This window comes from Streptomyces sp. bgisy027, from assembly GCF_057710365.1.
The window spans coordinates 285,389-299,822 of sequence record NZ_JBYIVZ010000005.1; the positions used below are offsets into that span (position 1 = coordinate 285,389).

A 14,434-nucleotide genomic window follows, 5' to 3' on the forward strand; every position below is an offset into this window, starting at 1 on the left:
TGGCGATCACGCAGTACATGTCACCCGAGCGCGGACTTCACGGCATCGGCCAGCCGCCCCGCGACGGACCGCGCCTGATCGATGTCCGCGGCCTCGACCATCACCCGCACCAGCGGCTCGGTACCCGAAGGCCGGAGCAACACCCGCCCGGTGGCCCCCAGTTCCCGCTCCGCCTCGGTGACCGCGGAAGCCAGCTCCGCCGAGGTCCGCACCCGCGACTTGTCCACGTCCGGCACATTGATCAGCACCTGCGGCAACCGCTCCATGACGGACGCGAGGTCCTTGAGCGTACGACCGGTCTGCGCGACCCGTGCCGCCAGCAGCAGCCCGGTCAGCGTGCCGTCGCCGGTGGTGGCGTGGTCGAGGATGATGACGTGCCCGGACTGCTCGCCGCCCAGGGCGAACCCGCGCTCCTTCATCTCCTCCAGTACATACCGGTCACCGACCGCGGTCTGCACCAGCGCGATGCCCTCGCGCTCCATGGCGAGCTTGAACCCGAGGTTGGACATCACGGTCGCGACGACGGTCTCGGACCGCAGCTCGGACCGCTCCCGCATGGCGAGCGCGAGCACGGCGAGGATCTGGTCGCCGTCCACTTCCTCACCGGTGTGGTCCACGGCCAGGCAGCGGTCGGCGTCACCGTCGTGCGCGATGCCGAGGTCGGCTCCGTGCTCGATCACGGCGGCCCGCAGCTTCTCCATGTGCGTGGATCCGCAGCCGTCGTTGATGTTGAGCCCGTCCGGCTCGGCCCCGATCGTGACGATCTCGGCCCCGGCCCGCGTGAACGCCTCCGGCGAGACACCCGCGGCGGCGCCGTGCGCCTCGTCGAGGACGACCTTGAGGCCCTCCAGCCGGTTGGGCAGCACGTTCAGGAGGTGGGTGACGTACTCGCCGAACCCGGCGTCGTACGACCGCACCCGCCCGACCCCGGAACCCGTCGGCCGCTCCCACGGCTCGCCGTGCCGGTGCGACTCGTACACCGCCTCGATCCGGTCCTCCAGGTCGTCGGCGAGCTTGTGGCCGCCGCGGGCGAAGAACTTGATGCCGTTGTCCGGCATGGCGTTGTGGCTGGCGGAGAGCATGACGCCGAGGTCGGCGCCGAGCGATCCCGTGAGATGCGCCACCGCCGGCGTCGGCAGCACGCCGACCCGCAGGACGTCCACACCGGCGCTCGCGAGGCCCGCGACCACGGCGGCCTCCAGGAACTCCCCGGACGCGCGCGGGTCCCTTCCGACCACCGCAGTCGGCCGGTGGCCCTCGAAGGTGCCCGCCTCGGCCAGTACGTGCGCCGCCGCCACGGACAGACCGAGAGCCATCTCGGCCGTCAGATCCGCGTTGGCGACACCACGCACGCCGTCCGTGCCGAAGAGTCGTCCCACTTGTCCTCCTGAGGAAACATCAGTTCCGGTTGCGGAGCCGGCGCTCGCTGTGCCACGTGCCACCGGGGGCTCCCGCTTCCAGGCATTCCATGCCTGGGCATCGGATCACACAAGCCTTTGAACGTCTTGTGCCGTTATACGCCCGAGCCCGGGGATAAGACGAACGCCCCGGCGGCACTGTGGCGTGCCGCCGGGGCGTTCGGAGTACCGGAGTACGAGCAGAGGCAGCTTGCGCTTAGCGCTTGCTGTACTGCGGGGCCTTGCGGGCCTTCTTGAGACCGGCCTTCTTGCGCTCGACCGCACGGTCGTCGCGCTTGAGGAAGCCGGCCTTCTTCAGCGGGCCGCGGTTGTTGTCGACGTCGGCCTCGTTCAGGGCGCGGGCGACACCGAGGCGCAGCGCACCGGCCTGGCCGGAGACACCGCCACCGGCGATGCGGGCGATGACGTCGTAACGGCCCTCGAGCTCGAGAACCTTGAACGGCTCGTTGACTTCCTGCTGGTGCACCTTGTTCGGGAAGTAGTCCTCGAGGGTGCGACCGTTGATCTTCCACTTGCCGGTGCCCGGGACGATCCGGACGCGGGCGATGGCGTTCTTGCGACGGCCCAGGCCGGCGGCCGGCTGGGGCTCGCCGAAGCGGGACGCGAGCGACTCCGAGGTGTACTCGCCCTCGACGGGCACCTCGGACTCGGTGGTGTAGCTGTCGATGTCGACGAGCTCAGTCTCTTCGACCGGCTGCTCAACGGTGGTCTCGGCCACGATTCTCCTCAGATTCTCTTCAGTCTTAGGGGGTGGCCGGACTTACTGCGCGACCTGGGTGATCTCGTACGGCTGCGGCTGCTGCGCGCCGTGCGGGTGCTGGTCACCCTTGTAGACCTTCAGCTTCGAGAGCATCTGACGGCCCAGCGTGTTCTTGGGGAGCATGCCCTTGACGGCCTTCTCGATGGCCTTCTCGGGGTTCTTGTCGAGCAGCTCGTCGTAGCGGACGGAGCGCAGACCACCCGGGTAGCCGGAGTGGCGGTACGCCATCTTCTGGGTCCGCTTGTTGCCGGAGAGGTGCACCTTGTCGGCGTTGATGATGATGACGAAGTCACCGGTGTCGACGTGGGGCGCGTAGATCGGCTTGTGCTTGCCGCGGAGAAGGGACGCGGCGGTGGTGGCGAGACGGCCCAGGACGACGTCCTGAGCGTCAATGACGTGCCACTGGCGAGTCACATCGCCGGGCTTGGGGCTGTACGTACGCACTTCGCAGCCTTCTTCTTCAGTGGATGGGTGCTGACACATGGCATCACTGAAGCGATCGTGCAGCTGGGGACGACAATGCCGGGGACGCTGCCCGTATGCCGCCCACTGGTAACTGCTCCAGGGAACCTAGGTAGAGGCCACTCCCGTGAGAATGAGCAGGCCAATACACAACGAAGATGCAGGATACCTGCGGCGCCACGGCCGGGTCAAAACGGGTTGCCCTGGGACGCCCCCTGCTGTCTCCCCCAGCGTAACCGGCCGTCCCGGACGTCACGGCCACGAGCCCCCTCCCCGGCCCGGCGGAGTGACCGACGCCATTGCCCCGCGCTGCGGCGGCGGTGTGCGGCCGGCGTAACCGTCGGTACGCACAGCGTCACGGCGTCCCGGAAGGCCCGCCGCTCCCCCGCCTCCAGACACAGCCAGGTCACCCTTCGGCAGCTGCGGCACCGGCGCCGGCCAGAGCCAGGGCTCCCGGACCGCCGAGCCCGCCTCCGCCGCCCCGGCCGGCAGCAGCGGCACGACGACCAGCAGATAGTGCTCGTACGACGGCCTGGACACCAGGAACGCCGAGAGCAGCCGAGAGCATCAGCAGCGCCCCGGTCTCGACCGGCCGCAGCGGCCCCGCGCCCCCGGCCCGCCACCGTCGGTACGCACACCCCACTCCCGCCGCAGCCCTCCCGTACGCGAGCAGTGCGGCCCACGCCCCCGGCACCCACCAGGCATCCGGTCACCAGCACCGGCACGCTCAGCACACCGCGCGCAACCGCCGTCCGGGCAGCCGCCACGGCGACCGCGCTCGGCAGACAGAGGAAGTGGGGGTCGTCATACGGCGATCCACCCACCGACCACATCCGTGCCGCCCGCACGACGATGGCGTTGCCCATCCCTCCGCCCGAGGTCAGCCGGGCGGCACGCGCCACGACGGCCTCCAGCGCCGCCCCGAGCACCACCCGCAGACGCCACGAGACGGGTCGTACCAACCACCCGGAGATGTCGCTTTTGCGCTCGCTCATCGACTGAACGCCAGGGGCCCGTGCGCCTCTTGAGGCGGACCGGCACGCCTCGGGGCCGTCTAAGATGCGCCCCATGAGCTACGGGCAGCAGGGGGGACCCCAGTCCCAGTGGGATCCCTGGAAACCGCATTCCCAGCAGCCGTGGAACGACGGCGCCGATCAGACTCCGGACTGGGCCGCGCTCGCCGAGGCCTCGGAGACCCGCAACAAGCGGCGTCGGCTGCTGTTCGTCGGCGGCGGCGCACTCGCCACCGTCGCCATCGGTGCCGCCGTGGCGGTGGCCGTGGTGTCCGCGAACGGCAGCAACTCCGCGTCGAACAAGCCGTCTTCCTCGCTGCCGGGGACCGCGGACCTGCCCAGCCAGTCGGGCGCCGCGCCGTCGTTCGCACCGACGAGCGCTCCGCCGCCGCTGGATCCGAAGGACTTCATCTCCAGCAAGAGCAAGGACACCGCCCCGCTCAGTGCCCAGATCCTCTTCCCGGGCACCCAGCTGACCGTCGGCGGCAAGGTGTACAAGAAGGGCGCCACGGACGACACCAAGAGCTGCTCCGCGGTCACCAAGGGCGGGCTCCCGAAGATCCTCACCAACAGCGACTGCACCCGCTTCATGCGCGTGTCGTACGTGAAGGACGGCATCGCGGTGACGGTCGGCGTGGCGGTCTTCGACACCGCGGCCCAGGCCACCAAGGTCAAGGGCCAGGTGAACACCAAGAAGGACATCATCCGGTCGCTGTCCGGCAAGGGCGTCAAGGACTTCTGCACCTCGTCCGTCTGCCTGTCGACGTCCAACTCCTTCGGCCGCTACGCCTACTTCACCATCACGGGCTTCACCAGCGGCAAGGACATGACGGACAAGGACACCGCCGCCTTCCAGGTCAGCGACGAGCTGGAGGAGTTCACCTTCAACCAGATCCTCAGGCGCGGCCAGGCACAGGCGTCGGCGGCGGCCAACGAGTAGCGGCGGCCGCGGGCCCGGTGTCCCCGGGCCCGCCCGCGGCTACAGCCGCTTGGCGCTGCGCAGCGTCTTCGCGTAGTAGCCGTTGCCGTCGAGCCGGGACACACCGCCGACGTCGCCGATGGTGGGCCCGTTGACCTCCTCACGGCTCGACACAAAGATCAGGTGCCCTTCGGTGTCGTGGCCGAGGACCATCCCGACGTGGTCGAGCCGCTGGCCGGTGCGGGTGTCGAGCTTGAAGAAGACGAGGTCGCCCGGCTGGAGCTGGTCGATCGCGGAGGGCCGGTCCTGCGCCGAGATGCCGGCCAGCGGCAGGATGTCGACGCCCGCCTCGGAGCGGGCCATGCCGTTGGCGGTACGGGGCAGTCCGTCGCCCGAGGTGTCCGAGGACATCAGGGGGTAGCGGGCCCGGTAGCCCAGCACCATGCGTATGAAGCCCGAGCAGTCGATGGACCGGGCCCGCATGCTCTCCGGCTGCCCGACGGTCCCGTCCCGGAACGGGTACTGCACACCGAGGTAGTCGTAGAAGTCGGACTGCTCCAGGCGCAGGTCGCCGCCCTCGGCCCCGGTCGTGTTCAGCGGACCGAAGTTCGCGTCACCGGCGTAGACGGTGCCCTGCGCGTCCTTCTTCACCGGTGCGCCCGCCACGTACTGGAAGGCGAACGCGAAGATGTCGTCCTCCTTGCTGTCCTTGTACTCGGCGTACCAGTCCTTGAACCACTTCTTCGACTCCGCACCCTTCTTCCAGGGCTCCGGCATCAGCCGCACCCAGTCCGTCGTGCTGACCTTGGACGCGGTCGAGGTCGGCTCCTGGAAGGTGCGGGCCGGCCCGGTCAGCGTCGCGGTGCGCGCGCCGTCCGTGAGGACGGCCTTGATCTGGCCGTCGGAGCCGCGCAGCACGGACCGCGCCGGGTTCTCCAGCCGGGACCAGGTCTCCTTGCCGCTCTCCGTGGCCGTGCTCCGGCCGCCCTCCAGGACGCCGACGTTGCGCACCTCGGTGATCCCCTGCTCGTCCTGCTTGCGCAGTTCCAGCGTCAGGTAGCCGGAGGTGCCGACGAGCGCCAGCAGCACCAGCCCGGTGACGACGGGCCGCGACTTCTTCTTCCCTGCCATCGTTTGCTCCTCGGTTCTCAGACGGTCGGCATGACGCCGAGCAGCAGGCCGGCGGCGACGACGATGTAGGCCATGAGGGAGACGGTGCCGGTGGCCAGCAGCGTGGCCCCCTTGGGCTGGCGCACCATCTGGTAGGCGATCAGGCCCGGCACGATGAAGCCGAGCGTCTGGTTGCCGTAGAGCAGCGGGAACTCCAGCGACAGCACGATCATCACCGTGGCCTGGAGCAGCACGCCCAGCAGCACCACCGCGGCGAACAGCCGCTTGCCGTAGAGGATCACCAGCCGCTGCATGATCTTGGTGCCGCCGTAGGTCAGGGCCGTGACGCCCACGACCATGGCCGCGCGCTGGAGGTCCTCGATGAGGGTGAGCGCGAGCCAGCCGGGCGTGATCATGCCGCCGGGCGACAGGTTGGTCGTCAGATAGCACAGCAGCGAGAAGAACAGGCCTATGGCGATGCCCAGGGCGGCCATCTCGGGTGTCAGGGCAGCGGTGGTCAACGGGGTTCTCCGGACGAGGGGATGCGGGTTCGTGGGGCGGGGCGGGCGTCAGGCACGCGGGGCGTGTCCGCCGTCGCCGGCCGGCGGGCGGCGTCGCCGGTCGTGGTGCTCGTCGGGGTACGGCTGCGGCTCCTGCCCCGTGCCGTACGACTGCTCGGAGTCGTACGCCGGGCGGCCGGTCCCCTGCGGCAGCTGCGGCCGGCCGGGCATGCGCCGGTCCGGTGCCTGGAACCAGCCCTGAGCCTGCGGCTGCGGTGCCTGGGCCCGGGTCCCGCCGTACTGGTCCGCCCCCGGCACGGGAGCGCCGTGCCCGCCGTTGCCGTCGGGGTGGTGCCCCGCCGTACCGGCGTAGGAAGGCGAGCCGCCGCTGTACACCCCGGCCGGATGGCCGTACGGCGCCGGCGGCTGCGGGATGCGGACCACCGGGATCTCCTGGGTCTGCGAGGCCTGGTACCGCTCCTCGTAGGCCGTGGGGTACGAGGCGTACGGGTCCAGGCGCTGCTGCTGGGGCGGCGCGGCGGCCGCGGGCGTGTCCGCCCCCTCGTCGGCGGCGCTCTCGTCCGCCGGGAGCTCGGCCAGGTACTCCAGGAGTTCCTCGCCCTGCCCGTGGATGTTGCCGATGGCGACCAGGGAGGAGCCGTCGGACATCCGGCCGAGCAGCGTCGGCATGAACTCGTCCGCCGAGCGGCGCTCGCCGCCGAGGTCGACCGCGCGGTCGCGCCAGTTGGCGGGGATGGCGTCGATGGCGCTCTTGGCGGGGTGCCCGATGACGAAGACGTTGTCGGGCTTCAGGTCCGGGATGATCTCGCCCATCTGCCCGTTGCGCTCCACCCGGTCCGGGCGGCAGTTGATCACGACGTTCAGGGGACGGCGGATCGCGCCGAGGTCGAGCAGCTGGTTGATGTTCATCAGCGTCGACTCGGGGTCGTTGGCCGCGAAGACGTTGGCGAAGGCGAGCCGCTTGTTCTCGGGGGTGACGTACCGCTCGACGGAGAGCACACCCGGGTCCGGCGGGGCGTCGTACATGCCCTGCAGGGCGACCTTGCGCTCGATGCCGAGCAGGTCCGCCACGACCAGCGCGATCGCCACGTTCTCCTTGAAGGTGAACCAGCTGAAGCCGCGCAGCTCCTCGTCGGTGACGGTCTCCGGGTCGGCGTAGATCAACTGGCAGTTACGGGCGTCCGCCTCCTCCTGGAGGATGTGGAAGCGCTCCTTCTCGGCGGTGACGCAGATGCCGTCCTCCGGCATCGAGCGGCACAGCGAGCGCGCCACGTCGTCCAGGGTCGGTCCCATCTCGGCGAGGTGGTCCTCACGGACGTTGCACAGCACACCGATCGTCGAGCGGATCAGCTTGCTCTGGTTGACCTCCTGGAGGGCCGGCATGACCGCCATGCACTCGATGACGAGGGCGTCGGGGCGGTAGGTCGCGGCCCGGCGGACGATGCCGATCTGCTCCACCACGTTGGCGATGCCGAACTTGCGGTAGACCGGCTCCTCGGTGGCGTCCGGGTGGATGAAGCGTGCCGCGGTGCCCGTCGTCTTGGCCACGGTGACCAGGTCACCGCCGCGCAGCGCGCCCGCGCACAGCCGGGTGATGGAGGACTTGCCGCGGATGCCGTTGACCAGCACCCGCGAGGGGATGGTGTGCAGGGCGGCGTAGTGCCTGCGCTGTTCGACGATGCCCGCGATCAGCAGGAACACCGAGCCGATCAGCAGGACGAAGTAGAGGTAGAGCACGGTCCGGTCACCTTCCTCCGGCGCCGAGCCGGGGCTCGGCACTCCGGCGTGCCTGGTTCTGCCTGCGGGCCTGCAACTGCTGGCGGACCAGTTCGAGGCTGCGGACGACGGCCCCCACCTCGTCGTGGTAGCGGGGGTACAGCACGGTCTTGAGGTCGCCGTCGGCGAGCTTCTCGGCGCCGTCAGCAAGGGCGCGCAGCGGCCGGACGACGACCAGGTGGATCCAGCCGAGACAGACCACGATCAGCGCGAGCCCGAGCATCCCGGCGAGCACGCTGCGGTCCTCGCGCTCGTACGGGGCGATCTCGAAGTGCTTGGCGTTCTGCCAGCTGATCACGGTCCAGCCGACGTCGGCCGCCACACCGCCGCCGGAGAAGGGCGCCGCCGCGGCGACCGTGACCGAGCGCCCCTCGCGGATGAGCAGGCCGTTCTCCACGGGGCCCGCGCCGACCTTGACGCCGCCGGCCCGCACGAGGTCGGTGAGCGACTCGCGCGGCAGGCTCTCGAAGGCCAGGAAGCCGTTGCTGCCGGCGATGGTCCGCGCCTCGGCGTCCACCACGCGGACCTCGCCGAGACCGGGCCGGGCCAGCAGCGAGTTCAGGAACTCCACCCGGATCTCGCCGACCAGGGTCAGGCCCTTGGCGTCCGGTACGGCGGCACCGGCCTGGATCACCGGCTTCTTGCCGCCCTCGCCCGCGACCCGGATGAGCGACGCGTCCTTCGCGTCCTCGCTCCAGTCCGCGCTGGGCTCCTCGCCGGCGCGGGCGACCACGTCGCCGCCCTTGTCGACGATGTACAGGGAGCCGTAACGCGTGTGCTTGCGCAGGGTGTCGTCCAGCACGCCGGTGGTGGCGCCGGGGTCGTCCGCGTCGATCAGGCGGGTGGTGGAGACGAGGTCGGCCTGGGCCTCGTTGAGGGCGCGGCGGACCCGGTCGGCGACGAGGTCGGTGCGGTCGCGCTGGTCGTTGACCATGGTGCTCGGCACGCTCACCGAGGCGTCCGTGCGGTTGAGGAGCAGCCCGACCGGCACGCACCACAGCAGCAGCAGGACGGCGGTGAGCACCAGCGGCACGCGCAGACCGAACCGGCCGCGCCGGCCCTTGCGGCCACCGGCCTCCCGGTCCGCCCCGGCGTCGCCGGACAGCTGCGCCCGCAGCCGCTCCAGGGCGGCCCCGACCCGGGCGGTCTCGCCCCAGCGGGGCACCTCGACGGGGCGGGTCAGATCACCGCGGGCCAGCCGGCGCGACTCCAGGAAGAGGTGCAGCAGGGGCCGCTGCACGGCCATCCAGAGAAGAGCCGCCGCCAGCAGTCCGAACACCACCAGGACACCGGCCACGACCAGCCCGTACAGCTCCCGCTCCGGCCCGACGGCGTGCTCCTGCACCACGGGCAGCATGGCCACGACGGTCAGTCCGAGGCCCGCGCCGACGCTCTTGCGCTGCTCGGGGTCGGCGGAGGCGAGGGAGGCGTATCCGGCGGTGGCCACGCGGCCGTTGTGGGAGTCGCCGAGCAGGGTTCCGCTGACGCCCGGGTAGCCGCGGGAGCCGGGCTCCCGTGCGCTGACGGGGTCCTCCTCGGCCTCCTTGGCGCCGCGCTCGGACAGCCGGGTCATCTGCTTCTGGAGGAAGGCGAGTTCCTCGCGCTCGGCGTCCGAGTTGAGCGCCTCGGCCTGTTCGAAGCCGGCCGTGGCGAGGATCTCGCCGCCGCGGGCCACGACCGCCATCGAGCGGAACGGGCCCAGGTTGATGGCGGGCACGGAGAGGCTGTTGGAGGCGATCAGCAGCTCCTGCGGACGGTCCTTGAAGTCGAGGAGGGCCATCGTCATCAGCCGTACGTCGCCGGTCTTCAGGCGCACCATGCGGGGGGTCAGGGCGTGGTCGCCGGTGAGGACGTCCTTGTCCAGCCAGGCGAGAGGAATCGTTTCACCCCGTGCGGCGAGGACCTTTCCGCTCTCCAGGTCCAGCACCGTGGTGCCGGTCCACTTCTGGTACGTGTTGCTCAGGTCCGACAGCACCCGCTCCGGGTCGGCGGGCTCACCCGCGTTCAGCGCGGCCGCGGTGCGGTTCAGGTCGGTGACTCGCTCGTCGATCGACGCGCGTAGGGCGATCGCGCCGTCCTCCGCGAAGTGCTGCTGGGAGCCCAGTACCGCCTTCGGCACGACCGGGTCACCGGCCGGGCCCAGCACCTTGGCGGTCAGCCCGGCCAGGGCGAGGATCAGCAGGCACAGCAGCGCGATCGGCGGGCGGATACCGCCCAGCAGCGGCATGTCCGCGCGTCTGCGCAGGCGTCTGCGCCCGCCCCGTGCGGGACGCCGTGCGCCCTTGGTTGGAGTCACCGGTGGTTTTCCTTCGCCTCTTCACTACTCGGGCGCTCGCAGGAGCCACCGCTGACGCGGGTGTGAGACGCCGTCCCCTTAGAAGACTGCCGACACGCGCCGGGGTTGGGTTCCGGAGCGCAAGAGCTTCCTGTGTCGCTCGTCACGTCCCGAGATCGAGCTGCTCGAGGCCGTCGCCGCCCGGGGCGCCACGGTTGGCCAGGAAGCCGCGGGTGCGGTCGGCGGCCAGCCGGTAGCGGGCCAGCCGGTCCGCGGAGAGCTCGCCGGGGTGGTCGAGCACGCTCTGCACGTCCACCACACGGTGGTCCTCGACCGCGTCCTCGGGGAGCTTCCCCCCCTCCTCCACCTCCGGCGGGACGTCGACCAGCGTGGTCCGGTAGCGGGCGCTGACGTCCCAGCCGTCGGTCGTCTCCTTGAACTCGAACCAGCCGATCGCCCCCTCCTCGGTGAGGCCGGTCGGTGAGGAGTGCCGGGCGACCTGGTTGCCGAGGCTGTAGGCGACCCAGGTGCCGTTGAGCTTCTGGATGGGCTGCACGACGTGCGAGTGGTGGCCGATGATCAGGTTGATCCCGGTCTCCTTGGTGATCCGTTCGGCCAGCTTGAGCTGCGGAACGCTCGGCTCGTTGTAGTGCTCCAGGCCCCAGTGGACCGAGAGGATCACCACGTCGGCGCCCTTCTTGCGGGCCCGGGCCTCGGCCTTCTTCACGGCGTCGAAGCCGATCCGGTTGAAGGCCCAACGCTCCTTCTCGGGCGTGGGGTTGAGGAAGGACTCCCAGGAGAAGGACAGGTGGGCGACCTTGACGTCGTTGACGTCCCGAATGTTGATCTGCTCTGCTTCGTCAGGCGTGCGGAAGGACCCGGTGTGCCCGAGGCCCACCTTGTCCATCGCGTCCAGGGTGCGCTTCACGGCCCCCAGGCCGTGGTCGTAGGTGTGATTGGAGGCCGTCGAGCAGGTGTCGTACCCCACGTCCTTGAGGGTCGTGAGGATCTGCGGGGGAACGAGGAACTCCGGGTACCCCTCGAAGGGGCCCTTGGGTGTTCCGACCGGCGTCTCCATGTGGCAGATGGCCAGATCGGCCTTGCTGATGACGGGCTTCACGCCGGCCATCAGCGGTCCGAAGTCCAGCCCGGCCCGTCCCTCACCGGTCTTCTCGGCGTCCTTGGCCGCCTGTTCGACAAGCTCGGGGTGGATGAGCACATCACCCGCGGCGGCGACGGTGAACGAGCGCCCACCGGGCTTCACCTGAGCCCCGGACGGCTCGGAGGTACACGAGGCGACGAGGCCTGCCAAAGCCCCCAGAACCGCTACCGAGCGACCTATACGGAGAGACTTACGGAATGTCACCGCGACATACTCACATGCCACTCACACCCCAACCGGTCTCTACCATCACAAGAACATCACGTTTCGCTCGCATTCTTGCCCCGACGGTTTTGGTCCTCACGCTCGCCGGTTGTGACACGACATCGCCCGAAAACACGGAACATTCTGTTCCGCAGGCCCGCGAACTCGTCGACCTGCGCGACCGGATCCTCACCTACACGGCCGGCTTCGGGCCCGACGGCCCCTACCCCTACACCCCGCCCGGCGACAGCCGGCGCGAGGAACTGGCGCGCGGCGTGGGCCACCTCCTCGACGGCGACGCGGCCCGGGCCGAGCGCGTCCTCACCCCCCTCGGCCTCGGCGTCACCCGCCTCACCGACACCGACTCCGGCCGCCGCTACGACGAGATCGCCGCCCTGCGGCCGAACGGCGAGGCCGCCCGCTGGGGCCGCCTCTACCTGACCGCCGACTCCGACGTGCGCTGGAACGTCCAGGTCCCCCACCCGGTGTCCGACCGCGACACCGAGGAACTCGGCGTCCGGCTGCTGGAGGACACGCCCTCCGGCTCACTGGTCGTCGCAGGCGCCCACCGCCGCGCCGGCCGCACGGATGCCGCGGACGTCGCCCACCGCGAGGACAGCGCCTTCCACACGATCGTCGTGGAACTCCAGAAGCGCGGGGTCCCCGGCCTCCAACTGCACGGCTTCGCCGAGTCGTCCGACCGCCCCTACGAGGCCGTCGTCTCCGGCGGCTCGGCCCAGAGCACGACCGGCGAGGCGTCGGCGCTGGCCGACCGCCTGGAGTCGGAGGGGCTGCGGGTCTGCCGGGGCTGGTCCGCGCGCTGCCCGCTGGAGGGCACCACCAACGTCCAGGGCAGGTCGGCCGAACGCCGGCACGCCGCCTTCCTGCACGTGGAACTGGCCCCCGACGCCCGCGACGACGGCCGTGACGCCGACGAGACCGAGGAGGCCCTCGGCGACCTGCTGCGGACGTGGTCCCAGGACTGAGGGCTCCCAGGACTAAGGCTCCCAGGACTGAGGGCTCCCAGCACTGAGGGCTCAGCAGCAGCCGAGGGCGCCCGGCAGCGTCCGCTTGTTCCGCGCCTCCTTGTTCCGCGCGGCCAGCAACTCGTCGGCGGGGTACCCGACCTCTTCGAGCGTCAGCCCATGGGGCCGTACGACATGCACCGCGGAGTCCCTGACACCGGCGGCCAGCACCTTGCCCGGCCAGTCGGCGGGGCGGTGGCCGTCCCCCACGAACAGCAGCGCCCCGATGAGCGAGCGCACCATGTTGTGGCAGAAGGCGTCGGCCCGCACGGTCGCGGTGACGATCCCGTCGTCCCCCCGCACCAGGCTCAGCTCCTGAAGCGTACGGATGGTGGTCGCGCCCTCCCGCTTCTTGCAGTACGCGGCGAAGTCGTGCTCCCCGAGCAGCCGTTGCGCGGCCTCGTTCATGGCGTCGACGTCCAGCGGCCAGTCGTGCCACAGGACGTGGCCCCGCAGCAGCGGGTCGACCCCGCCGGGGTTGTCGGTGACGCGATAGGCGTACCGCCGCCAGATCGCCGAGAACCGCGCGTTGAACCCGGCGGGCGCCTCCCGCAGCGCCCACACCCGCACGTCTCTGGAGAGCCGCCCGGCGAGCCGCTTCAGCAGCTTCTCGTGATGCTCACGCCAGATCTGCTCGGGCAGATCCACATGCGCGACCTGGCCCCGCGCATGCACCCCGGCATCCGTCCGCCCGGCGACGGTCAGCTCGTACGTCGTACTCCCCGACCGCGTGACGGTCCGCAGCGCGTCCTCGATCTCCCCCTGCACGGTCCGCCGCCCACCGGCCTGCTTGGCCCACCCGGAGAACTCGGTCCCGTCATAGGACAGATCGAGGCGCACACGCACATACCCCGGCTCTACTTCGTCACTCACACAGAGATCCTCTCAGCAACAAAAAAGCGGGCCCGCCCCTCGAAAGGAACGGACCCGCCAACGCCCTGAAGGGGCGCGGGGAACTGCGCGACCAGCCACCACGAACCCGCAGTCGCCGATGCACAGCCCCCGGCAGAACGCTTACGCGTCCTTCGACTCCTCGGCAGCCTCATCGGCCTGAGCCTCGGCAGCCTCGTCGGCCTTGGTCGTGTCGACCTTGGCCTCGTCGGCCTCCTTGACCGCACGCTTGGTGGCGGCCTCGGCCTCGCCCGTGGCCTGCTGCGCGACCGTCAGCGCCTCGACCAGCTCGATGACAGCCATGGGCGCGTTGTCGCCACGGCGGTTACCGATCTTGGTGATGCGGGTGTAGCCACCCGGACGGTTCTCGTAGCGCGGGCCGATCTCGGTGAAGAGCGTGTGGACGACGCTCTTGTCCGTGATGACCTGGAGCACCTGACGGCGGTTGTGAAGGTCGCCCTTCTTCGCCTTGGTCACCAGACGCTCGGCGTAGGGCCGCAGGCGGCGGGCCTTCGCCTCGGTGGTGGTGATACGGCCGTGCTCGAAGAGCGCCTTCGCGAGGTTCGCGAGAAGCAGCTTCTCGTGCGCGGCACTGCCGCCCAGACGGGCACCCTTGGTGGGCTTCGGCATTTCTTTCTCCTGTGTGTCTGCCCCGGCCGTGTGAGGTACCGGGGTCAGTATCCGAGCAGGCGGTTACCTGTCGGAGATCCGGGCGCCTTTTCAGACGCCCGGAGGGTCCGCGCCCCAAAGGGGCGCGGGGAACTGCGCGACCAGCCACAACGGGCCGGAAGCCGAATCAGTACTGCTCGGTCTCCACGAAGCCCGCGTCCGCGTCGTCGTCGGCGCCGAAGGCGTCCGCGGCGGCGGTCGGGTCGAATCCGGGCGGGCTGTCCTTCAG

General features: G+C 70.5%; 12 protein-coding genes. 2 read left to right on the top strand and 10 right to left on the bottom strand.

Features of this window, described 5'->3' with window-relative positions; all coding sequences use genetic code 11:
- Nucleotides 1-20: 20 nt before the first annotated feature.
- The 3 genes from glmM to rplM all read right to left on the bottom strand — a co-directional run bounded on the left by glmM (nucleotide 21) and on the right by rplM (nucleotide 2,622).
- Nucleotides 21-1,379 carry a phosphoglucosamine mutase gene (gene glmM, locus AC3ETA_RS07895; RefSeq protein WP_432192071.1) on the bottom strand — a complete coding sequence of 453 codons (1,359 nt, stop codon included), beginning with the start codon at nucleotides 1,377-1,379 and terminating at the stop codon, nucleotides 21-23.
- Nucleotides 1,380-1,614: 235 nt separating this feature from the next.
- Nucleotides 1,615-2,136 carry a 30S ribosomal protein S9 gene (gene rpsI, locus AC3ETA_RS07900; RefSeq protein ID WP_030950653.1) on the bottom strand — a complete coding sequence of 174 codons (522 nt, stop codon included), beginning with the start codon at nucleotides 2,134-2,136 and terminating at the stop codon, nucleotides 1,615-1,617.
- 42 nt (nucleotides 2,137-2,178) lie between these two features.
- Complete coding sequence (gene rplM, locus AC3ETA_RS07905; RefSeq protein ID WP_030950652.1) at nucleotides 2,179-2,622, bottom strand: 50S ribosomal protein L13; 444 nt, start codon at nucleotides 2,620-2,622, stop codon at nucleotides 2,179-2,181.
- A 1,086-nt stretch (nucleotides 2,623-3,708) separates the two neighbouring features.
- Between rplM and AC3ETA_RS07910 the strand changes: the two genes are divergently transcribed.
- Nucleotides 3,709-4,593 (top strand): hypothetical protein, encoded by an 885-nt coding sequence (locus tag AC3ETA_RS07910; RefSeq protein WP_432192072.1) that lies wholly within the window; start codon nucleotides 3,709-3,711, stop codon nucleotides 4,591-4,593.
- Between the two features lie 39 nt (nucleotides 4,594-4,632).
- Here the strand turns inward: AC3ETA_RS07910 and AC3ETA_RS07915 are convergent, their stop codons facing one another.
- From AC3ETA_RS07915 to AC3ETA_RS07935, 5 genes are all read right to left on the bottom strand, one after another.
- Nucleotides 4,633-5,703 carry a C40 family peptidase gene (locus AC3ETA_RS07915; RefSeq protein ID WP_432192073.1) on the bottom strand — a complete coding sequence of 357 codons (1,071 nt, stop codon included), beginning with the start codon at nucleotides 5,701-5,703 and terminating at the stop codon, nucleotides 4,633-4,635.
- 17 nt (nucleotides 5,704-5,720) lie between these two features.
- On the bottom strand, nucleotides 5,721-6,203 hold the full coding sequence (locus AC3ETA_RS07920) for a poly-gamma-glutamate biosynthesis protein PgsC/CapC (protein ID WP_030950648.1): 483 nt from the start codon (nucleotides 6,201-6,203) through the stop codon (nucleotides 5,721-5,723).
- A 48-nt stretch (nucleotides 6,204-6,251) separates the two neighbouring features.
- Nucleotides 6,252-7,940: a poly-gamma-glutamate synthase PgsB gene (gene pgsB / locus AC3ETA_RS07925; RefSeq protein ID WP_432192074.1), complete on the bottom strand. Its 1,689-nt coding sequence runs from the start codon at nucleotides 7,938-7,940 to the stop codon at nucleotides 6,252-6,254.
- A 7-nt stretch (nucleotides 7,941-7,947) separates the two neighbouring features.
- Nucleotides 7,948-10,206 (bottom strand): HAMP domain-containing protein, encoded by a 2,259-nt coding sequence (locus AC3ETA_RS07930; RefSeq protein ID WP_432192091.1) that lies wholly within the window; start codon nucleotides 10,204-10,206, stop codon nucleotides 7,948-7,950.
- Nucleotides 10,207-10,417: 211 nt separating this feature from the next.
- Nucleotides 10,418-11,620 (bottom strand): CapA family protein, encoded by a 1,203-nt coding sequence (locus tag AC3ETA_RS07935; RefSeq protein ID WP_432192075.1) that lies wholly within the window; start codon nucleotides 11,618-11,620, stop codon nucleotides 10,418-10,420.
- A gap of 89 nt (nucleotides 11,621-11,709) precedes the next feature.
- On the opposite strand from AC3ETA_RS07935, the gene AC3ETA_RS07940 reads away from it, so the two are divergent.
- Nucleotides 11,710-12,606 carry a hypothetical protein gene (locus AC3ETA_RS07940; RefSeq protein ID WP_432192076.1) on the top strand — a complete coding sequence of 299 codons (897 nt, stop codon included), beginning with the start codon at nucleotides 11,710-11,712 and terminating at the stop codon, nucleotides 12,604-12,606.
- 51 nt (nucleotides 12,607-12,657) lie between these two features.
- Here the strand turns inward: AC3ETA_RS07940 and truA are convergent, their stop codons facing one another.
- Together truA and rplQ are read right to left on the bottom strand one after the other, a co-directional pair.
- Nucleotides 12,658-13,518, bottom strand: a complete 861-nt coding sequence (gene truA / locus AC3ETA_RS07945; RefSeq protein ID WP_432192077.1) for a tRNA pseudouridine(38-40) synthase TruA — start codon at nucleotides 13,516-13,518, stop codon at nucleotides 12,658-12,660.
- Between the two features lie 141 nt (nucleotides 13,519-13,659).
- Nucleotides 13,660-14,166 carry a 50S ribosomal protein L17 gene (rplQ, locus tag AC3ETA_RS07950; RefSeq protein WP_030960844.1) on the bottom strand — a complete coding sequence of 169 codons (507 nt, stop codon included), beginning with the start codon at nucleotides 14,164-14,166 and terminating at the stop codon, nucleotides 13,660-13,662.
- Nucleotides 14,167-14,434: the final 268 nt, after the last annotated feature.

Bases quoted from the DNA above. Each gene is read 5' to 3' on its own strand.
- AC3ETA_RS07910 (WP_432192072.1), top strand. From the start codon at position 3,709: ATGAGCTACGGGCAGCAGGGGGGACCCCAGTCCCAGTGGGATCCCTGG.
- AC3ETA_RS07915 (WP_432192073.1), bottom strand. From the start codon at position 5,703: ATGGCAGGGAAGAAGAAGTCGCGGCCCGTCGTCACCGGGCTGGTGCTG.
- AC3ETA_RS07930 (WP_432192091.1), bottom strand. From the start codon at position 10,206: ATGCCGCTGCTGGGCGGTATCCGCCCGCCGATCGCGCTGCTGTGCCTG.
- rplQ (WP_030960844.1), bottom strand. From the start codon at position 14,166: ATGCCGAAGCCCACCAAGGGTGCCCGTCTGGGCGGCAGTGCCGCGCAC.